This window comes from Pseudarthrobacter sp. GQ63 (assembly GCF_059758765.1).
The window spans coordinates 30175-51046 of sequence record NZ_JCAXEF010000008.1; the positions used below are offsets into that span (position 1 = coordinate 30175).

General features: G+C 66.7%; 19 protein-coding genes. 12 read left to right on the forward strand and 7 right to left on the reverse strand.

What is annotated here, in order from left to right; translation table 11 throughout:
• Nucleotides 1-64: 64 nt before the first annotated feature.
• The gene (locus tag AC6CHP_RS13785; protein WP_104186269.1) at nucleotides 65-1045 is read right to left on the reverse strand and encodes an ABC transporter permease; all 981 of its coding nucleotides are present in this window, start codon (nucleotides 1043-1045) and stop codon (nucleotides 65-67) included.
• Nucleotides 1046-1056: 11 nt separating this feature from the next.
• Nucleotides 1057-2988 (reverse strand): beta-galactosidase, encoded by a 1932-nt coding sequence (locus AC6CHP_RS13790; RefSeq protein ID WP_498230489.1) that lies wholly within the window; start codon nucleotides 2986-2988, stop codon nucleotides 1057-1059.
• A 595-nt stretch (nucleotides 2989-3583) separates the two neighbouring features.
• Here AC6CHP_RS13790 and AC6CHP_RS13795 point away from each other — a divergent pair.
• The 4 genes from AC6CHP_RS13795 to AC6CHP_RS13810 all read left to right on the forward strand — a co-directional run bounded on the left by AC6CHP_RS13795 (nucleotide 3584) and on the right by AC6CHP_RS13810 (nucleotide 7446).
• Nucleotides 3584-3961, forward strand: a complete 378-nt coding sequence (locus tag AC6CHP_RS13795) for a MarR family winged helix-turn-helix transcriptional regulator (protein WP_377090857.1) — start codon at nucleotides 3584-3586, stop codon at nucleotides 3959-3961.
• Nucleotides 3958-5217 carry an MFS transporter gene (locus AC6CHP_RS13800; protein WP_377194878.1) on the forward strand — a complete coding sequence of 420 codons (1260 nt, stop codon included), beginning with the start codon at nucleotides 3958-3960 and terminating at the stop codon, nucleotides 5215-5217. The genes AC6CHP_RS13795 and AC6CHP_RS13800 overlap by 4 nt, the downstream gene beginning before the upstream one ends.
• A 691-nt stretch (nucleotides 5218-5908) precedes the next feature.
• The gene (locus AC6CHP_RS13805; protein ID WP_498230492.1) at nucleotides 5909-6586 is read left to right on the forward strand and encodes a hypothetical protein; all 678 of its coding nucleotides are present in this window, start codon (nucleotides 5909-5911) and stop codon (nucleotides 6584-6586) included.
• Nucleotides 6583-7446 (forward strand): hypothetical protein, encoded by an 864-nt coding sequence (locus AC6CHP_RS13810; RefSeq protein WP_377194876.1) that lies wholly within the window; start codon nucleotides 6583-6585, stop codon nucleotides 7444-7446. Before AC6CHP_RS13805 ends, AC6CHP_RS13810 begins: the two co-directional genes overlap by 4 nt.
• Nucleotides 7447-7528: 82 nt before the next feature.
• Here AC6CHP_RS13810 and AC6CHP_RS13815 read toward each other — a convergent pair whose 3' ends face one another.
• Nucleotides 7529-8125, reverse strand: coding sequence for a LysE/ArgO family amino acid transporter (locus AC6CHP_RS13815; RefSeq protein ID WP_377194921.1), 597 nt, complete (start codon nucleotides 8123-8125; stop codon nucleotides 7529-7531).
• A 70-nt stretch (nucleotides 8126-8195) separates the two neighbouring features.
• On the opposite strand from AC6CHP_RS13815, the gene AC6CHP_RS13820 reads away from it, so the two are divergent.
• Nucleotides 8196-9083: a LysR family transcriptional regulator ArgP gene (locus AC6CHP_RS13820; protein WP_377194875.1), complete on the forward strand. Its 888-nt coding sequence runs from the start codon at nucleotides 8196-8198 to the stop codon at nucleotides 9081-9083.
• Here the strand turns inward: AC6CHP_RS13820 and AC6CHP_RS13825 are convergent.
• The 4 genes from AC6CHP_RS13825 to AC6CHP_RS13840 form a co-directional block, all read right to left on the reverse strand.
• Nucleotides 9080-10489, reverse strand: a complete 1410-nt coding sequence (locus AC6CHP_RS13825) for an HNH endonuclease (RefSeq protein ID WP_498230495.1) — start codon at nucleotides 10487-10489, stop codon at nucleotides 9080-9082. The two genes, AC6CHP_RS13820 and AC6CHP_RS13825, sit on opposite strands and share 4 nt — an antisense overlap.
• A gap of 83 nt (nucleotides 10490-10572) precedes the next feature.
• Complete coding sequence (locus AC6CHP_RS13830; RefSeq protein WP_498230497.1) at nucleotides 10573-11502, reverse strand: 2-hydroxyacid dehydrogenase; 930 nt, start codon at nucleotides 11500-11502, stop codon at nucleotides 10573-10575.
• Entirely contained in the window at nucleotides 11499-12281 is a 783-nt protein-coding gene (locus AC6CHP_RS13835; RefSeq protein ID WP_188730769.1) for a DeoR/GlpR family DNA-binding transcription regulator, read from the reverse strand. Before AC6CHP_RS13835 ends, AC6CHP_RS13830 begins: the two co-directional genes overlap by 4 nt.
• A 69-nt stretch (nucleotides 12282-12350) precedes the next feature.
• On the reverse strand, nucleotides 12351-13493 hold the full coding sequence (locus AC6CHP_RS13840; RefSeq protein WP_377194873.1) for a Gfo/Idh/MocA family protein: 1143 nt from the start codon (nucleotides 13491-13493) through the stop codon (nucleotides 12351-12353).
• Nucleotides 13494-13634: 141 nt separating this feature from the next.
• Between AC6CHP_RS13840 and AC6CHP_RS13845 the strand changes: the two genes are divergently transcribed.
• From AC6CHP_RS13845 to AC6CHP_RS13875, 7 genes are all read left to right on the forward strand, one after another.
• A complete protein-coding gene (locus AC6CHP_RS13845; RefSeq protein WP_377194872.1) occupies nucleotides 13635-14549 on the forward strand; it encodes a PfkB family carbohydrate kinase in 915 nt (304 codons plus the stop codon).
• A gap of 16 nt (nucleotides 14550-14565) precedes the next feature.
• Nucleotides 14566-15450, forward strand: a complete 885-nt coding sequence (locus AC6CHP_RS13850) for an aldolase (RefSeq protein ID WP_377194871.1) — start codon at nucleotides 14566-14568, stop codon at nucleotides 15448-15450.
• A gap of 92 nt (nucleotides 15451-15542) precedes the next feature.
• On the forward strand, nucleotides 15543-16829 hold the full coding sequence (locus AC6CHP_RS13855; RefSeq protein WP_498230500.1) for an ABC transporter substrate-binding protein: 1287 nt from the start codon (nucleotides 15543-15545) through the stop codon (nucleotides 16827-16829).
• The gene (locus AC6CHP_RS13860; RefSeq protein WP_104186255.1) at nucleotides 16826-17788 is read left to right on the forward strand and encodes a carbohydrate ABC transporter permease; all 963 of its coding nucleotides are present in this window, start codon (nucleotides 16826-16828) and stop codon (nucleotides 17786-17788) included. Before AC6CHP_RS13855 ends, AC6CHP_RS13860 begins: the two co-directional genes overlap by 4 nt.
• A 4-nt stretch (nucleotides 17789-17792) precedes the next feature.
• Nucleotides 17793-18608 (forward strand): carbohydrate ABC transporter permease, encoded by an 816-nt coding sequence (locus tag AC6CHP_RS13865; RefSeq protein ID WP_104186254.1) that lies wholly within the window; start codon nucleotides 17793-17795, stop codon nucleotides 18606-18608.
• A 79-nt stretch (nucleotides 18609-18687) separates the two neighbouring features.
• Nucleotides 18688-20127 (forward strand): NAD-dependent succinate-semialdehyde dehydrogenase, encoded by a 1440-nt coding sequence (locus AC6CHP_RS13870; RefSeq protein WP_498230503.1) that lies wholly within the window; start codon nucleotides 18688-18690, stop codon nucleotides 20125-20127.
• Nucleotides 20128-20871 (forward strand): sulfite exporter TauE/SafE family protein, encoded by a 744-nt coding sequence (locus AC6CHP_RS13875; protein ID WP_188730785.1) that lies wholly within the window; start codon nucleotides 20128-20130, stop codon nucleotides 20869-20871.
• Nucleotide 20872: the final 1 nt, after the last annotated feature.

A 20872-nucleotide genomic window follows, 5' to 3' on the forward strand; every position in this document is an offset into this window, starting at 1 on the left:
GCGGTGCTGGAACTTTCAGTGGTGCCGGCCTGGTTCATGGTTTCGCCCTTCATGGTTGGCCCTTTCACCACAGGCTCGTTCCGGCGAGCCGCTTGGAGATGGCGTTGGCGGAGAGGATCAGCGTGAGGCCGATGACGGATTCGAACATTCCGATGGCTGCGGCATAGCTGAAGTTGCTGGACTCCAGGCCCACCCGGTACAGGTAGGTGGAGATGACATCTGACGTTGCGTAGTTGAGCGGGTTGTAGATCAGGAGGATCTTTTCGAAGCCCACGGCCATGAACGTGCCGATGTTCAGGATCAGGAGGGTGATGATGGTGGGCCGGATGGCCGGCAGCGTCACGTGCCAGGTCTGCTGCCAGCGGTTGGCACCGTCAATCCGGGCGGCCTCGTACAGCGATTCGTCCACGCGGGTCAGCGCGGCGAGGTAGAGGATGGCGCCCCAGCCCATGGTCTGCCACACCTCGGAGCTGATGTACATGGGCCGGAACCAGCCGGCGTCCTGGGTGAAGTTCACCGTGGTGCCGAACACTGTATTGGCGATCTGGTTGACCGTGCCCGTCATGGAGAAGTTCTGCAGGATCATGCCGGCGATGATCACCACGGACATGAAGTGCGGCAGGTACGCCACGGTCTGGACGAACTTCTTGAACTTCTGCGAGCGCAGCTCGTTCAGCATCAAGGCGAAGATGATGGGCATCGGGAAGCAGAACAGCAGCGTCAGGACGCCCAGGATGATGGTGTTCTGGAATGCCTGCCAGAAGCTGGGATCGTTGATGAAGAGGGTGACGTACTTCAGTCCCACCCATTTCTCGCCGAAGATGCTGCCGCCTGGCTGGAACTGCCGGAAAGCGATCACGTTGCCGGCCATCGGCAGGTAACGGAACACGGCGAAGTAAGCCAGCGGCAGCAGCACCAGCGTGTACAGCCGCCAGTCCCGTTTCAGGGCCAGCCCCCAGCTGCCGGGTTTGTTGCGGCGGTTCCGGGTGGTGCCGGGCGGGTCCGGGGTGACCGCCTCGGGAGGTACTTCCAGTCGCATGGCCATGGTGGGGCCTCCTATCGGGCGGTGTCTGAGGGGTTGGGGTCTGTAAGTTCTTCGATCACCAGGACGCCGTGGGCTGCGAGCTCGACGGTTCCCTGCACGGCGTTGCCGGTTAGGCGGTCCGCGCCGCCGGCTTTGACGTCCACGCGGGCAGGTGCGTCATTGTGGTTCAGGACCAGCAGATAGCTGCGTCCCTTGCCGGTACGACGACGGACCTGCACTCCCGGCGGAGCGTCGAGTTCCGGGCGGATCCCCGCAGCAGCGCGCTCGGCCGCGAGCAGGTCCTCCAGGAAGGCGCTGTCCACCCTGGCGGACAAGTAGACGGCGGTTCCTTTGCCGAACGTGTTGCGGGTGACGGCGGGTGAGCCGGCAAGACGTCCGGACGCGTAGCTCGCCAGGACGTCCGCTGTTTCGGTATGCAGGTGCTCAGTCCAGTAACTGGCCGAAGCCGTGCCGCCGTCGGCCGTTGAAATCTTTACTTCCTCACCCTCGCCGGCCAGCGGGTGCATCTCCTCGCTCCAGGCGCCCAGGACGCTGCGGAGGGCGCCCGGGTAGCCGCCCAGACGGATGGTGTTGTCCGGGTCCACGATGCCGGAGAGGTAGCTGGCCACCAGGCGCCCGCCGCCGGCAACGTAGTCCTCGAACCTTTGCGCGGCATCGTCGGAGAGGAGGTACGACGCCGGCAGGACCACCAGGCTGTACTGGCTGAGGTCTGAGGCGGTGTTGACGAAGTCCACCGGAATGTTCGCGTCGAAGAAGGGCCGGTAGAGACGGAGGACTTCCTGGGTGTAGTTCAGGTCCGAGCGCGGCGAGTTGCCCAGTTCCAGGGCCCACCAGCAGTCCCAGTCGAAGACCATGGCCACCTTGGAAGCGGACCGTGTGCCGGTGATGCCGCCAAGGTCCTTCAGTTCCCGGCCCAGTTCGCAGACTTCCCGGAAGACACGGGTGTTGGGCCCTGCGTGGTTGACCATGCCGGAGTGGAAGCGTTCCGTGCCGCCCTTGGCCTGGCGCCACTGGAAGAAGAGGATGGAATCCGCGCCCTGCGCGATCGCCTGGTAGGAGCCCAGGCGCATCTTCCCGGGGAGTTTGGAGACGTTGACGGACCACTGGCTCACCGCGGCGGTGGCCTGTTCCATGACCAGCCAGGGCTGGCCATTCCGGAGCGAGCGCATCAGGTCGAAGTTGAGGGCGGCGGCCACGTGGGCGTCTTCCTCGCGTGGGTCCGGGTAGATATCCAGGGCGGCAGCGTCCTCCTCCGCGGCCCAGGCCCAGTAGTCGTTGTTCTTGTAGAAGCGCATGAAGTTGGTGACGATGGGCAGGTCCGGGGTGTGCCGGCGCAGGATGTCCCGTTCGGCCTTGTAGTGCTCCAGCATGCTGTCCGACGTGAACCGGTGGTAGTCCAGGCGCCGGGAGGGGTTGGACCAGGTGCGGGGCTGGGCGGGGGCGTTGACCTGGCTCCAGTCAGAGTAGACCTGGCCCCACACGTCCGTGCTCCAGGCGGTGTTGAGACCGTCCAGGCTGCTGTACTTCTGCTGCAGCCATTCACGGAAGGCCCGGTCCGCGTGGGGTCCGTAGGAAACGGGTCCGTATTCGTTGTTGACGTGCCACATGCAGAGGGCGGGATGGCCGGCATAACGCTCCCCCATCTTCTCGGCCATGGCCAGGGACTTCTCGCGGTAGGCGGGGTGGGAGACGTCAAAGTGCTGGCGGGACCCGAAACCGAACGTGGTGCCGTCCGCCAGGACCGGAAGGATGTCCGGGTGCTGGGCAACGAGCCAGGCCGGCGGGACGGCGTCAGGAGTGGCAAGATCCACGCCGATGCCGTTTTCGTGCAGCAGGCCCATGATCTGGTCCAGCCAACCGAAGTCATAGACGCCGTCCGCGGTTTCCAGCCGGCTCCAGGAAAAGACAGCCAGCGTAATCAGGTTGACCCCTGCCTCCTTCATGAGGCTGACATCCTCTTCCCACACCTCGCGGGGCCACTGCTCCGGGTTGTAGTCCCCGCCGTAGGCTATGCCGCCCAGCCTCTCGTGCAGGCGTTTGAGGCGGGTTTCGGGGGGTGCTGGCGCGAGGCTCGCTGGTCATCATTGTCCTTTGGTAGGCAAATGGCCGCCGGCTCCCCACCGTTGCGACCTGCATCACACGTAGAAACTATCGTAAAGTTTCAGCAATAACAACAGTCTTATATGAAGTGAAAGCGCCCTCCCGCGGGAGGGGCAAAATCCGCTTGGGGCAGACGATGCGCAGGTCAGCGGCGGATTGTCTGGTCTGAAACGACCTCGTCCGGCCTAAAGAACTGCGCGGACCGGCCCTTCCTGATGAACACGGAAAGTATCGGAAGGCCCAGGAAGGCTGTTAGTCCAGGCACACTTCCTTGCCGGACATCAGGAACAGGAGCATACTTATTAGCAGGACTAATTAGCAGTGCTAAGTATTTTCAGGAGGCGCAATCCCGGCGTGACCACCACCGACACCCAGAACCCCAAAACCACCGGATCGGCCAGCCCGGACAGCCTGGCCATAGATCTCCGCACGGCCGTCATGCGCACCTCGCGCCGGCTCCGCGTCGAGGCCACCGGTGACGCCATCACCCCGGGGCAGTACACGGTCCTGGCCCTCCTGAACGGCAACGGGCCCAGCACCCTCCGCGCACTTGCCGAAAGCGAGCACGTGCAGGCTCCGTCCATGACGCGGATCGTCAACGCGCTTGCGGACCAGGGCTTCGTGTCCAGGGCGGCAAACCCCGACGACGGGCGCCAGGTCCGCGTGGACATCACCGACGCCGGCCGGGCAGTCCTGGCCGAGGCCCGGAACCAGCGGACCGCATGGCTGGCACAGCGGGTGGCCGGGCTGAGCGAAGAGGACCGGCAGATCCTCAGCCGCGCGGCGCACATCATGCAGGAAATGAGCGGCACATGAGCGCCATGTTCCGGGCCCTGGAGAACCGGAACTACCGGATCTGGGCCAGCGGCGCGCTGGTGTCCAACATCGGCACGTGGATGCAGCGGATAGCCCAGGACTGGCTGGTGTTGACCGTCCTCACCAACTACTCCGGCGCCGCCGTCGGCATCACCACCGGCCTGCAGTTCCTTCCCATGCTGATCCTCGGACCATATGGCGGAGTGCTGGCGGACCGCTACCGCAAACGGGTGATCCTGCTGTGGACGCAGGTGGCCATGGGCCTGACCGGGCTGGCGCTGGGGCTGCTGGTGGTCACCGGCACCGCCGAACTGTGGCACGCCTACCTCGCCGCCCTCTGCCTTGGAATTGCCAGCGCCGTGGACGCCCCTTCACGGCAGGCCTTCGTCTCCGAACTCGTGGGCCAGGACAACATCTCCAACGCGGTGGCCCTGAACTCCGCGTCCTTCAACACGGCCAGGCTTACCGGCCCTGCCATCGCCGGCGTCCTGATTGCCTGGGTGGGAACCGGCCCGGTGTTCCTGCTTAACGCCGCCAGTTTTGGCGCGGTCATCATCTCGCTGTTCCGGATCCGGACCTCCGAACTTGCTCCCTCGGCGCCCGCCAGCAGGGGCAAGCACCAGGTGGCGGAAGGTGTCCGCTACGTGCGCAACCGCCCGGACCTGGTGCTGATCATGGTCCTGGTGGGCATCCTCGGCGCGTTCGGGATGAACTTTCCCATCATCAATGCGCTCATGGCCACCACCGAGTTCGGGGTGGGCCCCGGCGAGTTCGGGCTGCTGGGCTCCATCATGGCGGTGGGTACCCTGGCCGGGGCGCTCCTTGCCGCACGGAGGGCCGGTCCGCGGCTGAGGTTCCTGCTGGGCGGTGCGCTCGGACTTGGTGCCTTTACCCTCCTGGGAAGCGTGTCGCCGTCGTTCTGGCTGTATGCAGCAGTCCTGATCCCGGTGGGCCTGGCCTCCATCACCTTCCTGAACAGCTGCAACACCAGCATCCAGCTCTCGGTGGAGCCCCAGTTCCGCGGGCGGGTGCTGGCCCTGTACCTTGCCGTGCTCCAGGGCGGAACCGCCGTGGGCGCTCCGCTCATGGGCTGGATCGGCTCGGAGTTCGGCGCCCGCTGGTCGGTGGCGGCCGGAGGGATCATCGTGCTGCTGGCGGCCGTGGCCGCCGTGATTGTGGTCAGCCGGCGGAGCAGCCTGAGCTTCCGGGACAACCTCCGCATGGTGTTCCGGCGGCGCCGCGAGCCTGCCGTCTAGGTCAACGCAACCAGGCAACGGACGACGGCGGCGCTGCGGACTTCGCCTGGAGGCACCCCTGGTGGGGCTGCTTCGGCGGCCCGCACCGCCGTCGTTCGCTGTCCGCCGGCAGTAACGCCGCTGTAACGCCTGGAGGGTCTAATTCCAGTGGACGCAATGATCGCCTGACGGTCCATGCCTTCCGTGGCCGCCGGGACCCTACCCAAGGCTGGAACCCGGGCAGTACAGATAGTGATGGTGCGAGATGCACTCCTGCAGCCGCCGCCCGATCGCCCTCACCTGGGCGGTCACCCTGGCGCTGCTGCTGTCTGCGTGCATGGCAACCGGCGGCGATGCTGAGCCGGCTCCCAGCAGCAGCACGTCACAATCGAGCCAGCCCACTGATGCCGGCAGCCCTGGCGGCAGCCCCACCAGCGGCGGAGCGCGCAGCCAGTCCCCAAGTCCGGAACAGGGCCAGGAACGGCCCGTACCCGGAGGGCAGCAGCGGCCCGATCCGGGACCGCCGCCGGCACAACCGCCCGCTCAGCCACCCGGCCCGCCTGCCCCAAACCAGCCACCGGGCCCGCCCGCACCGGCCCAGCCGCCCGCCGCACCCGCCGCGCCTGCCCCGCCTGCCCCGCCTGCCGCGAACCAGCCACCTGCCCCGCCTCCGGGACCGCCCGCCCCGCAGTTGCCGCCCGTCCCGGAGACCGTGGTGCTCGACTGGCTGCCGATCGGCCCGGTGGGCAGGGGCGACCCCATTTGGTACAGGAACCTGAGGGGCATGGACTGCGGGTCCCTTCCCGAATACGCCGGACCCTTTAACACCGTCGAGGAAGCGTCGAAAACACTGTGCCTCGGCTTGACGGGAGACCAGGCTGCCTGGGAGGCGGGAGCCTCTGCGCTGGACACAATGCCGCCGCCATTCGAGGGCGATTGCTGGTCCGACACCGCCATCGAGATCCTCCGCACCATAGCTGTGGTCCGGCAACAGAATCCGGACGTCTCCGTGGAGCTTGCCCCTCGCCGCGGAACCGCGTGCCCGCCCGAACTCTCGGGCTTGGAGGACAGCCAAGGCAACTCCCCGCCCTTCCAGGTCTGTCCCGGCCAGGCCATCGTCCTGTCCGGAAACATCACCGGCCTGCCCGCCGGGACCGTCCGCTCGGTTTACGTCGGTACGAGGACGGCGCCGGTCCTTCAGCGCCAAAGCTTCATCGACACGAACCACCCGCTTGAGTTCTACTTCCTGGCACCGCCCCTCGACCCGGGGCAGCCAACCACTGCCGAGGTCAGCATTGCCGACGCCGATTGGCCGGTGAGCGGATCCGCTTCCTTCGAGTACGCAACGGACCAGGGCACATGCCCGCAGGCGCCAGGCACCGCGCCATGACGGAGACCGGCGGGGACGAACGTTCCTCCTGGTCCCGCGCGCTTGGAGTGATCTCGGCTATCGGCCCGCCGGTCACGGTGGCCACGGCCCTGCTGTTCTACTTCGGCTGGGCCCGCGCGGAGGCACAGGCGGCACAGATGGGCCTGAACGTCAGCCTGTTCGGGTACGCAGTGCAGGACTACATCCTGATCAGCATCAACGCGCTGTTCCTGCCGCTCGTCTGCATCCTGGCGGCCAGCGTCGTCTGGCTCGCCCTGGACCGCTGGCTGCGCCGCCGCATCGAAGAGGGCCGCGGCCGGGCCCTCATCCTGAAGGCCGCTGGCATAACAGCCCTGCTCAGCGGACTCCTCGTAGGCGTCAGCCTGGTCCTGGCGGTTGTAGAACCCGCCCGGACAGCGCTGTTCACTCCGTATCTGATGGCTTTGGGGGTACTCGTGGCCACCTGGTGCATGCGCTTGCGCCGGCTGGGCCGGGACCGCACATCACCCGCCCTCAGCTCCGAGCAGCGGGCGGTGGAAACCACGCTGATCCTCAGCATCGTGACGCTGCTGCTCTTCTGGGGCACGGCCGACTACGCCCAGGCGGTGGGCCGGCGGCTCGCCTTGAACTTCGAACAGGGCGTGCAGTACATGCCCCGGGCGGAGGTCTACTCGCCCAAACCGCTGGGCATCGGCTCTGCCGCGGTCACGGAGGTCCAGGTGGGAACCGGGGATGCAGCACTCTACCGGTACGACGGCCTCCGCCTGCTGGTCCTCAGCGGCGGACGCTTCTTTTTCCTGCACGACGGTTGGACGCCGCGGGACGGAACGGTCATCGTCCTGCCGGACGACAACTCCGTCCGTATCGAATTCAGGCGGTAATGCTCCCCGCGGGGCTTCACCCTGTTTCGATGAAGCAACTTCCTGCGTGACTCCAGGGCCCGGGGGGCCGCTGGAGCCTGTGTCAGCCGAGAACGAGTTTGACGGCCAGGGCGAGCATCACCACGCCGATGGCCAGGTCCACAATCCGCCACGTCCGCGGGCTGCTGAGCACCCCGGAAAGCTTTCGGGCTCCATACCCCAGGGCCGAAAACCAGAGGGCGCTTCCCACCACGGCCCCGGCCGCGAAGATCCACCGCGCGTCCGGACCGTGCTGGTTGGCCAGGCCGCCCAGCAGCACCACGGTGTCCAGGTACACATGGGGATTCAGGTAGGTCAGCGCCAAGGTGGTGGCGATGACCGATCCCTTGGACCGTGGCGCCTCAGCCGTCAGAGTTGAAGGCTTGATTGCAGACCTGAAGGACCGCAGCGCCCACCATGCCAGATAGGCAGCTCCGCCCCACCTCAGCACGTCCAGTGCCATTGGAAACCGGGAAACCAAAGCCCCGATCCCCACTGTGCCGCCGAGGATCAGCAACGCATCACTGACCATGCAGAGCGCCACCACGACGCCCACGTGTTCACGGCGGATTCCCTGCCGCAGCACAAACGCGTTCTGCGCCCCGATCGCAATGATCAATGCCAGACCCGTCATCAGCCCGGTAGTCCAGATGCTCCACATGCCTTGACCGTAGCCCGGCGTTGCAGATGAAGACAAACGATAGATTCTGCAGTTCCATTAGAATATCTTCATGAACTTCGAACATCTCCGTGCCCTCGCCGCGATCGTGGACGAGGGAACTTTCGAGGCCGCGGCTGATCTGCTGGGGATCAGCCCCTCCGCCGTCAGCCAGCGCATCAGGGCCTTGGAAAAGTCCGTGGGGCAGGTGGTGGTTCGCCGCAGCGTACCGTGCACCCCCACCGATGCTGGCTCGATCCTGCTGCGCATGTCCCGGCAGGTGCAGGTCCTTGAGGCGGAAACGTGGGAGTCGCTGGGAACTGGTGTTTCCTCCCGGGCCGTAACTCCCATTGCCGTGAATGCCGACTCCCTTGCCACGTGGTTCGTCAACGTGCTCCATGAGGCCAGCAACTGGTCGGAGACCACCCTGGATCTGCATGTGGAGGACCAGGACCACAGCAGCCAGCTCCTGCGCCGAGGTGACGTCCTCGGGGCGATCACCTCCGACCCCACGCCCGTCAACGGGTGCCGGGCGGAACGGCTGGGCTTTATGCGCTACCTGCCCGTATCCACCCCGGGGCTGCGCAAGCGCTTCAAAGCCGGCAGCGGGGTGGACTGGCAGCGCATGCCCATGCTCCAGTTCAATGCCAAGGACAACCTGCAGCAGCTGCAGCTCAAGGCCCGCGGCGTACAGCAGGCTCCACCAACACACTTCATCCCTTCATCCGAGGGATTCCTTGCAGGTTTGAGGGCAGGCCTTGGATGGGGAATGATTCCCGAGCTGCAGCTGGGAACGGACCTCGCCGACGGCTCCCTGGTGGTGTTGAAGGAGCGCGAGCACCATGACGTCGCGCTTTACTGGCAGACCTGGACCTTGGACTCACCACGGCTCGATCGCGTCACCAACGCCATCCGCAAGGCCAGCAGCCAAAAGCTGCGTGGCACGCGGCAGGATAGCTAAGCACGCACCAGCTGACCTGCTATTGGGCTTCCTGGTGGTGGGGGTGCTGTTGAGTGGTAGGTGTGGCCGGTGGGGGTCCGGTATTCGATGGTGTGCCTTGGGCCCAGCCGCGGGATGGTTTTCCAGCCGTGGTTTTCCTTGGTGTGGTTGCAGGCCTCGCACAGCCCGGCGGCGTTGCCCAGGCTGGTGGCTCCGCTGGCATGCCAGGCCACCACGTGGTCGTGATGCCTGATGGGCGCATCACAATAGGGCGTGCGGCAGGTGTCATCACGGGCCTGGATAAAACGGCGCAACGCGGCCGGGAACAACCGCGCCCGCGAATCCATCCCCACCAGGTCCCCCGCCCCCGGGGCCGTGTACAGTCGCCGCAGCCACACCCTGAAATCCTGCTCCCCGGGCTCGGGCTCGGGCTCAAGCGCTTCGGCTGCGGGCTGGCAGGCGCCGCCGGCGGGCGTCCTGTTGCCCGGACTTTCCGGTCCACCCAGCGCAGGGTCCCTGCCGCCGGCAGTTGATCCCGGATTCCTGGCTTTGCCGCCCTTGCCACCGCTGGTGATCAGGCTGCGGGCCCAGCCGGCCGGGACAATCCCGTAACCGGGAAGGCGTGCCGGTTCAGGATCCCCCTGGAACAAAGTCCTGTCGGTCATGACCAGCTGGATCTCCACATCACTGACACCGCCGGGGGTGCCGGCGGTCCGCTCCACCAAGGTGTCGGCCATGATCTGCCCCCGGGACCGGTTGTCACCGCCAGCGCGCAAAGTGTCAGCATGCGCGCTCAGCGCGGCATACGCCGCCACGCCCTCCGCGACCGGCAGCAGCGCCGTCAGGCGCGCCATGGTGTCCGGGGCCGGACGCAGGCTCACACACCGCTCCCCGGCAGCATGGGCCGCCCGCTGTGTCACCGAACGGGGGTCCCGCCGGTACGCTGCCGCCCTCGCCGCAGCCACAACGGCCCGGTCCCCGGCCCCGGCAAAAGTACCCGTGTCAGCGGCCAACTCCTCATCAACCGCGCACCGGTCCGCCGCGCCCAGGCACGCCGTCTCCCGCACCACCAGCGTGGCCCGCCACTCATTCAGCCGGCCAGCATCCAGCGCAGCCAGGGTACGCGGCATCTCCGCCACCAGCGCCTTGGCCAGCCCGAGCAGCCGCCCGCCCCGGGACGGCGACTCACCCCGGGCCAACGCAACCTGCGCCGCCACCCCCTGGCCCAGCTCCGCCGCAGGAATCCCGGCCTCGGCCTGCTCAGCGCGCTGGGCAAGATCGAACGCCACAGCAACCCTCGCCTGCGCAGCCGCAATGGCCGCCTTCAGCTCCTCCAGGCCCCGCAACTGGTCAACCAGCGCGACACTGTCAGAGGACACGGGCAAACACCGAACCTGGCTAATCAAAACCTGAACGGTGCCATCCATAACCACAGTCTTCCAGCGACCCCTGACAATCAGAGGCTGCCCAAATTGCTATGTGGATACCCCCCCAAATTTGGGCCAAGCCCCTACTCGGCAGCGCCACCCAACACCACATTCACCGGCTCCTTGCCCACCAGCATCAGCCCGATCTGCTGCTGGACCAGCCGGACCATCCGCGGGAACATCGCCGAACTGGCCCCGCCCACATGCGGGGTGATCAGCACGCCGGGTGTGGTCCACAGGGGGTGGTCCGCCGGCAGTGGTTCCGGATCCGTCACGTCAACAGCAGCACGCAAACGGCCCGTGGATGTCTCGGCCAGCAGCGCATCCGTGTCCGCCACCGCCCCGCGGGCAACGTTGACCAGCAGCGCCCCGTCCGGCATGGCGGCCAGGAACTTCGCGTCCACCAGCTGCCGTGTCTGCTCACTGAGGGGCACGCTGACCACCGCGATGTCATGCAGCGGCAGCTGCTCATACAGCGAGTCGATGCCGAAGATTTTCCCGCTGGAATCCTCCCGCTCGCGGCTCGCCATCCGGGTCACGTGCGTTTCGAACGGCAGCAGCCGGGCCTCGATGGCCTTGCCCACTCCCCCGTAACCCACCAGCAACACGCGCCGGTCCGCGAGGCTGGGCCGCTGGCTGTTGTCCCATGTCCCGGTGGCCTGGTTGCGCACGAAGTCGTCCATGCCGCGCTGGCTGGCAATCATCATGCCCAGGGCGAGCTCCGCCGTCGACGTCTCATGGACCCCTGCCGCGTTGGCGAAAACGCAGCCGGCGGGCAGCACGTCCGCCACGCCGTCGTACCCTATCGACTGGCTCTGGACCAGGCCGATCTCCACGGACTCCAGCGCGGCCAGCACCTCAGGCCCGCGCATGTACGGCGGCACCACGATGTCCAACCGCCCGGCCGGGGCAGGCCCGGAAAAGTCCCACACATAAAATTCGACGCCGGCAGTGGGCGCGAGCGCGTCCAGCAGCTTCTGGTCGGGAAGGGAAACCTGCAGCGGTGCACTCACGCGGCCACCACCAGCTTCACGTCCGCGGCACGCAGCGCCGTCTCGATTTCCCGCGGCGGCGGCGCGTCCGTCACCAAAACGTCCGCCGCGTCAAAGGCTGCCAGCCGGGCCAGCGCATACCGCAGCATTTTCTGGTGTGTTGCCACTACTACCACCTGTTCCGCAGAGTTCATGAGGGCGATCTTAGTGGCGCGCTCCACGTCCCGCTCAATGTAAAACGCTTCGTCGTGGATACCGCTCACGCCGATGAAGGCCGTCTTGGCGCGGAGGCCGGCGGCAGCACTGACAGTCATGGGACCGTTGAACGCCTGGCTGTCCAGGAGCAGTTCCCCGCCCAGGCAGATGGTGCGGGCAGCGGTCAGCTGGAGGCAGCGCTGGATGGCGGGTGCGGAGTGGGTGATGATGGTGCCCGTGAAGGACGTGGGCAGCTCCTGCGCGATCTGGTACGTCGTAGTGCCGGCGTCCAGGATGACGGCGTCCCGTTCCCCGATCATGGAGATGCAGGCCCGCGCCACCCGGAGCTTCGCGTCGGCGTCCTCCCGCACACGGGCCGCAAAGTCCGCGTTCTGGCCCTGTCCATGGATGGCGCTGACCCCGCCGTGAACCACCCTGACCAGGCCCAGCTTGGACAGTACCCTGGTGTCCCTGCGCACGGTCATGTCCGATACCGCAAAGGTCTCGGCCAGGTCCGTAGTGGAAATAAACCCGCGCCGGCCAAGTTCCTCCAGGATGGTGCGCTGGCGGGGCGTCAGCGGCGCCTCTTCACGTGCGGTGCTCATATCCCCTTCTTCCTGCCCCACCCGCCGGCCCCCGGCCCGCGAAGTGTTGCTTTTCCAACACCAACTTACCTAGTGCCGTACCCCGGCACCGGCATTCGTAAGCTCTACGGGGCGTCCCTCCGTAATGGAACGCTCTGCCGCCAGTCCCATCCGGACCGACTGCAGGCCGTCAGCCACCGTCACCTCAACCGGCCCTTCACCCAGGATCGCCTTCCGGTACCCCAGGTGCTCGTAGTAGGTGGAGCCGTGGTGGGCGCCCGCGGCAAGCACTGCCTCATCCACCGGGACCTCGTGCTTTTCCGGTCCGAGCGGCGAGCGCGGGCTGAACTCAACGGTGGCTTCCGCTTCATCGCCTTCGATCCAGTGGTTGGCCGCCACCGGAATGAGCGTCTCGATCTTGGCGGCATCGCCCACAATGGAGATCCGCTCCTGGAACTTGGAGCCCTCGGCGAACATGGACAGCTCCAGCATCGCCCGGCGGCCGCCCTTGAAGTCGACAATCACATAGGCGTTGTCGATCATGTCCGACACACGGCCGTCGTACACCTCATCCATGTGGTTCACGTCGTGGCCGCCGCTGGCGTACACACGCACGGGCTCATCCTGCAGGATCAGCCGCATCAGGTCGAAGAAGTGGCAGCATTTCTCCACCAGGGTCCCGCCGGTCCGCTCCGCGAAGCGGTTCCAGGCATCCACCTTGTGCAGGAAAGGGAACCGGTGCTCCACGATGGACAGCATGTAGATGTTGCCGAGCTTGCCGTTGTGCGCGGCCTGGATGACTTCCTGGACCGGCGGCATGTAGCGGTATTCCATGGCAACCCACACAGGTGCCGGGTAGTCCGCGGCGAGCGCCTCGAGTTCATCTGCCTGCGCGGCGGTGGTGCACACCGGCTTCTCCACGAGCACGGGCAGGTTGGTTCCGCTGGCGAAGATGTCCTTGAGGATGGCCAGGTGCGTGTCGTTGGGGCTGGCGATCACCAGCGCGTCCACCAGCCCGGAGGCGAGCAGTTCCTGGTGCGAGGGGAAGGTCTGCACCTCGTAGCCGATCTCAGCGGCGGTCTCCTCCAGGGATGCGGGCTGGGGATCGGAGACTGCGGTGATCCGGCTGCCGGGAATCAGGGCGAGGTTCCGGACGTGTTCGCGGGCCATGTGGCCGGCGCCGATGAGGCCGTATCGGATGGTCCGGACCGTTTCCGCAGAAGGCAATGACATGTGCTGCTCCGTTTCTCTACGTTGAGTTTTGGGGGGACCGTGGCGTTGCATCCCAAACAGAACTATACCGAAAGTGTTGTTATTCCAACATAGCGTGTGTATATTTCTTCAGTACCAGCCGGAACTACAACGAGGTGGAACGTGCCCCAACCGTCAACTGGAACCCTGCTCTTCGTAGGCTGCGCCACGCTTGACTCCATCGCTTTGGTGGAGGATTACCCCGCAGCGGACAGCCGCACCGTCGCTTCGGACTTCGCGACGGCGGGTGGCGGCCCGGCCGCCACCGCAGCCGTGGCAGCGGCCCGCGCCGGTGCAAACACAGCTTTCGCAGGTGTCCTCGGCACCGACGAGGAAGGCGACCGCATCATTGCCGGCCTGCAGGCCGAAGGCGTGGACACCTCCGCGGTGATCCGCGATCCCAACGTCAAAACGGGTGCCAGCGTGATCGTGGTCAGCAAGGCATCCGAAAGCCGGGCGATTGTCACCCGGCCCGTGCCGCCGGTCAGCTTTCCCGCCGGCAGCCGGTTCCATGAGCTGGTGGAATCGGCAGCCTGGGTCCACGTGGACCACCTGGGCTGGAACGCCGTCGCATCCCTTCCGGCCTTCAGCGCCGGCAGCCTGAACGTCAGTGTGGATGCCGGCAACCCCATCGCGTCCTTCAGCCTGCGGGGCGTGGCCCTCTACGTCCCAACCATCGAACGGCTCAGCGCAGAATACGGTGCGGGCCTCTCCCCCGAGGCGCTCCTCCGGAAAGCCAACGACGACGGCGCCTCCGCCGTCGTCGCCACCGCCGGCTCTGACGGTGCCTGGGTCAAGGACGGCACCGCGGACCCGCTCCACGTGCCCGCAACGCCCGCCGCCATCGTCTCCACCCTGGGCGCCGGCGACGTCTACCACGGCGCCCTGCTCGCCGCCGTCGCCGCCGGTCTTTCCCTGGCTGACGCGGCGGCCTTCGCCGGCCGCACTGCCTCCGCTTCCTGCGAAGGACTGGACGGCCGCTCCGCCATCCCGCACCAGACCATCACCCCAGTCCTTACGTCCAACCACACCGCCTAGCTGAAAGAAGCAGCCCATGAGCCCCACAGACCTTTCACCCCTCCAGCGCCCGTCAGGCGCGTTCGCGATGCTCGCCGTCGACCAGCGCGAAGCCATGCGCAACATGTTCGCCGAACACACGGACCAGCCCGTCACGGACCAAGACCTCCAGGACTTCAAGCTCCAGGCCGCCAAAATCCTCACCCCCTACGCGTCCGGCGTCCTCATCGACCGGCAGTTCGCCCTGGACCAGGCCATCGCGGACAACGTGGTGGACCCCAGCTGCGGGCTGATCGCCTCGGCGGACCACTTCGAATCCGCGCACGGCGAGCTGGTGGGCGAGGTGACCATCGACCGCCTGGTGGACCCGCACAAGTACAAGGCCCTGGGCGTCAAGGCGCTCAAACTCCTGGTGCTGTACCGCCCGGACGAGCCCGCCGACGGCAGGGTGGAAATGGTCCGCGAATTCGTGGACAGCTGCCGGTCTGCAGGACTCATCAGCATCATCGAGCCCGTCTCCCGCAAACCCTTGGCCGGCGGGGACTTCGACTGGAACGCCGGCATCCTCGCCGCCGCCAGGGAACTGGGCAGCCTGGGGGCGGACCTGTACAAGGCCGAGGTCCCCTTCCACGGCCAGGCCCCCGAAACCGAGGTCCGGGCCGCATGCGCCGAGCTCACCAACGCCATCGATGGCCCCTGGGTGGTGCTCTCCTCCGGCGTCCCCGAAGACGTCTTCCCGGATGCAGTCCGATGGGCCTGCCTGGAAGGCGCCAGCGGCTTCCTCTCCGGACGCGCCGTCTGGGCCTCCTGCATCGGAGCGCCCGACGTCGTCGAATCCTTGTCCACAGACGCCGTCCGGCGGCTGCAGCGCCTCTGTGCCGTGGTGGACGACGTCGTCACCGCGCCAAGGACCAACGCATAAACACTCCCGGAGGGCCACAGCGGCAGAACCGTGGCAACCCCCGTTCCGCAGTCAACAACAGGCACAGCAAAACACTCAACGAGGAGATTATTGTGAGTCAGATTTCACGCAGGCAGGCCATCGCACTCCTGGGGGCCCTGGGCTTCGGCGCCACTGCCGCAGCCTGCGCCGGACCCGGCGGATCCACGGCACCGGGCGGCGCCACCGGACCGGCTGCCCCCGCCACAGGTGACATCACCGGCAAGGTGTCCTTCGCCCACTGGCGCGGTGAGGACAAGGTGGTGTTCGACGAGCTCATCAAGCGCTTTGCCGCACTGCACGACGGCGTTGAAGTGGCCCAGGACATTTCGACGTCCAACGACTACAACGCCCAGGCCCTGCAGAAGCTTCGCGGCGGCTCCATCGGCGATGCCTTTGCCACCTTCCGCGGATCCCAGTTCAAGAACTTCACTGAGGCCGGCATCTACACCGAGCTTAAGGACAGCAAGGCCGTCTCGAACTACCAGGAGGGGCTGCTCTCCGCCGGCAAGTCGGGCGAGAGCCAGCTCGGACTGCCGTACCAGGTGGTGTTCCCCATGCCGATGGCCAACGTGGACCTGTTCGACAAGGCCGGCGCCGACCTCGCACCCAAGGACTGGGACTCGTTCCTGGCCATGTGCGAGAAGCTGGCGTCCTCCGGCGTCATCCCGATCTCCTGGCCCGGCGGCGATGTTGGAAACGGCGGCCAGCTGTTCAACTGCATGATCGCCAACAACGCCCCGGTGAACGACATGTGCGCCCAGATCGAACAGGGCAAGCTCAAGGTCACGGACGACTGGTTCATCAAGATGCTCAATCAGTACAAGGACCTGGTTCCGTACCTCCAGCCCAACGCCACCGGCACCGCTGTGGAGCCTGCCCAGAACCTGTTCTCGCAGGGCCAGGCAGCCATGCTTGCCACCGGCTCGTACCACATTGCCGCCGTCCGCGGCCTGGGCGCCCAGTTCCCCATCGAGCTGGTGTTCCCCAACACCTCCGACGGCAACGCCAAGTATGAGGGCGTGTACAACGCCACCTTCATCCTGGGCGTCAACTCGGCCAGCAAGAACCAGGCCGCAGCGGCTGCCTGGATCGATTTCCTCTCCGAACCGGAGAACGCCGCCTACTACGCCAACGAGACGGCGCAGCACGTGTCCGTGAAGGACGTGGACTACACCAACCCGGACCTGAAGCGCCTGAGCCCCTGGCTGGATAAGAACACAGCACTGGCCGCCCGGTTCCAGTTCCAGAACCTGGATGTCCGCAACGCCGTGGAAGCCAGCGCCACCGCCGTCATCTCGGGCACCAGCCCCGAGCAGGCAGCAGAGGCCGCCCAGAAGATTGTTGACGAACGGATATGAGCACCCATACCGGGCTGCCTGCGAAGCGGAAGGCACCAGGCAGCCCTCCCGACGTAAATGCCAACAAAGGGCGCCGCCGCTCGCCCACCCGGGTGAATCCGGCGCTGTACCTCTTCCCGCTTCCCGCCGTAGCCGTCATTGCCTTCTTCCTGGTGATGCCCACGCTGCAGGCCTTCCAGTACGCCCTCACGGACTGGAACGGTTTCTCGGCAGCGTTCAACTACGTGGGGCTGGACAACTTCATTCGGGCCTTCACCAACGACTCACTGTTCACGAACGCCCTCACGAACAACCTCAAGTTCGTGCTGCTGGTGGTCATCGCGCAAACGTTCTTTTCGCTGATCCTTGCGCTGCTGCTGACCAAGAACTCGCGGGGAAGCGTCCTGCTCCGCGCCCTGTTCTTTTTCCCCACCATCCTGTCCTCGGTGTCCGTGGCCTTCATCTGGAAGTTCATCTACGATCCCAACTTCGGCCTGGCCAACGCGGTGCTGGGCGGCGTGGGGCTGGAAGCCCTCCAGAGCTCCTACCTCGGCAACGACGCCCAGGCCCTGTACTGGGTGGCCGTGACCCAGGTGTGGTTCCACGCCGGCCAGATGATGGTGGTGTACATCGCGGGCCTGCAGGCCATTCCGCGGGAACTCTACGAGGCAGCAGAGATGGACGGTGCCAACAAGTGGCAGCAGTTCAAGTCCATCACCTGGCCCTTCGTGGCCCCGGCAACGTCCATTGTGGTGGCCTACACCACGGTGCAGTCGTTCAAGGCCTTCGACCTGATCCTGGGCATCGCGGGCAACCCGCCCAAGCAGTCCCTGGACATCCTCTCCACCCGCATCTACAGCACTTTCGCCAACTCGGAGTTCGGCTACGCCGCAGCCCAGTCGATCATCTTCATGGCCATGATCGCCCTGGTCACCTGGCTCCAGCGCCGGCTGCTCCGCCTCACCCCGAAGGGGGAATGACATCATGCTCTCGTCAATAACCCGCCGCGGAATTCTCGCGATCTACGCGGTCATCATCATCGTTCCGCTGACCGTGGTGGGGTTCGGCAGCTTCAAGTCCACGCAGGAACTGTTTGCCGGGCCGTTCAGCCTGCCGCAGTCCCTGTCACCGGGCAACTACGCAGAGGTGATCGGCGGCCAGGACCTGGGTTCGTCCTTCATGAACAGCGTGATTGTCACCGCCATTTCCGTCCCGCTCACCCTGTTCCTGGCCAGCCTGGCAGGTTACGCCGTCTCCCGGCTCAAGGGGTTCATGTCCTGGGCCATCTTCGGCTTCCTGGTCCTGGGCATGGCCATCCCGGCACAGGCCAACATGGTTCCGCTGTATGTCCTCTTTGGCCGCCTGGGGCTGCTGGACAGCCTGGCCGGCCTGGTGCTGGCGAACCTCGTATCAACCCTGCCCATTGCCGTCTTCATCCTGGGCGGGTTCATGCGGACCCTGCCCAAGGAACTCTACGAAGCATCCTCGATTGACGGCACCGGCCCGTGGCGGACGTATATCTCCATCGCCCTGCCGCTGTCCGCCCCGTCCATCGCCGCGGCTGCCATCTTCCTGTTCGTCATCCACTGGAACGAACTGCTGTACCCGCTGCTGTTCATCCAGTCCCCCGGCAACCGCACGCTGCCGCTGGCGCTGCTGAGCTTCCAGGGCGAGTTTCAGACCAACTACCCGCTGCTGTTCGCCGGCGTCATCCTGGCCTCCCTGCCCGTGGTGGTGGCCTACGTCTTCCTGCAGCGGTACTTCGTTGCCGGCATCACCGCCGGCGCCAGCAAGGGATGAGAACCACGACGACGGCGGCGGGCTTCCACGCCCGCCCCGCTGTCCCGGACCTCTCCCCGCCCCACGAAAGGCATCATCCGTGAACCTCAAATCAGCCCAACACCTCGTCAACGGCACCTGGCACGCCACCGGCACCTCCAAGCACGTGACGGACCCCGGAAACGGCAGCACCGTCGGTGAGGTCGCCTGGGGCACCGCCGCGGACGCCACCCAGGCAGCCGACGCGGCCGCCCAGGCCTTTGGGTCCTGGTCCCGCACCACCGTGCGGAACCGCGCCGACCTGCTCCGCAACGCAGCCGACCTCCTCGCCGAACGCCGCGATGAACTCGCCCAAACCCTGGCCCTCGAGGCCGGCAAGCGGCTCCCCGAAGCCCAGGGCGAGGTGGACTTCTCGGTGGAATACTTCCGCTGGTTCGCCGAAGAAGCACGGCGCACCACCGGCACCGTCAGCCCGCCCGAGCTGCGGGGCCGCCGCCACCTGAGCCTGCGGAAGCCCATCGGCGTGGCCCTCAGCCTCACCCCGTGGAACTTCCCGGTATCCATCCAGGCCCGCAAACTCGCCGCGATGCTCGCCGCAGGCTGCACCGTGGTGGGCAGGGTCTCGGAAAAGGCGCCACTGGCCGCCACCGGCCTCTTCGAGGTGCTGCACGACGCCGGATTCCCGGCGGGCGTGGTCAACCTCGTCCATGGCCCGTCCCGGGAGATCACCGCGGCCCTGCTCAAGCACCCGGCCGTCAGGGCCGTCAGCTTCACCGGCTCCACCGGCGTGGGCAAACAAATCATGGAATCCGCCTCGGACCGGGTGGTCCGGCCGCTGCTGGAACTGGGCGGAAATGCGCCCTTCATCGTCTTTGAGGACGCCGACCTGGACGCCGCCGTCGAGGGGGCAGTGCTGGGCCGGCTCCGCAACACGGGCCAGTCCTGTGTGGCCGCCAACCGCTTCCTGGTCCAGGACAGCATCGCCGGGGAGTTCGCCGCCAGGCTCGCCGCGCGCTTCGACGAGATGAGCATCGGCCACGGCGTTCCCGACGACAACACGCCGGTCCCGGACCTCGGCCCGGTGATCGACGCCGAGCGGGTCTCAGCCGTGCAGGCCCTGGTGGACGACGCCTTGGAACGCGGCGCCCGCCGCGTCACGCAGCGGACCAAGGTGCCGGGGCAGGGCTCTTTCCTGGCGCCCACACTCCTGGCGGACGTTCCGGACGACGCACCCTTGGTGACCGAAGAAGTCTTTGGTCCGGCAGCCGGCGTCGTGACCTTCTCGTCGGAGGAGGACGCCATCCGGAAGGCCAACGCCACCGAGATGGGCCTGGCCGCCTACGTCTGGAGCAGCAGCCCAAAGCGAGGCTGGGACATTCCGGAGCAGCTCGAAGCCGGCATTGTGGGCGTCAACGACCCCCTGCCGTCCGTGGCCTTCGCACCCATGGGCGGTGCCAAGCAGTCAGGCCTGGGCCGGGAAGGCGCAAGCCTGGGCCTGGAGGAGTTCGAGGAGGTCCAATACGTGGCCTGGCGGCCCTAGATGCTGACCACCGGGCTGGTGCTGGGCGCCGTCGTCATGGGTGCCGGGATGCAGCGCATCACCGGCATGGGCTTCGCCCTGGTGGCCGCGCCCTTCCTGGTCCTGCTCCTGGGCCCGGTGGAAGGGGTGGTGCTGGTGAACGTGTGCGGCGCCGTGACTGCCGGTGCCATCATCTTCCGGGTGGCCCGGGACATCGACTGGAAACGGTACGCGGCCCTCACGGCGTCGGCGGTGCTGGGGATCGTGCCGGCGGCCTTCCTGATCCGGCTCATCCCGCCGGCGGTCCTGGAGATTTCTATTGGAGTGATCCTGGCCGTCGGGCTGACCGTCCTGCTGGCCCTGAAGTCCGCCACGCTGCCGGCCCGGCGCCGCTACCTTCTCACCGCGGGCGGCCTCAGCGGGTTCATGAACACTGCGGCTGGCGTCGGCGGGCCAGCGGTGAGCATGTACTCCATCGCCACCCGGTGGCAGCACAAGTCCTTCGCTGCCACCATGCAGCCGTACTTCTTCACCATTGGCGCGCTGTCCCTGGCCTCGAAAGCCCTGACGGCGCCCGCGACGTTCCCCTCACTTCCCGTTGCCATGTGGGCGGCGGTTGCCGGAGCCTGCCTCGTCGGGCTGGTACTCGGCGACGTCGCTGCCCGCTTTGTCCCCGCCCGCGCCGCCCAGATCCTGCTGATTGTCCTTGCCTACCTGGGCGCGGCAGCCACCATTGTCCGCGGCGTGCTCGACGCCGTCGGGTAAC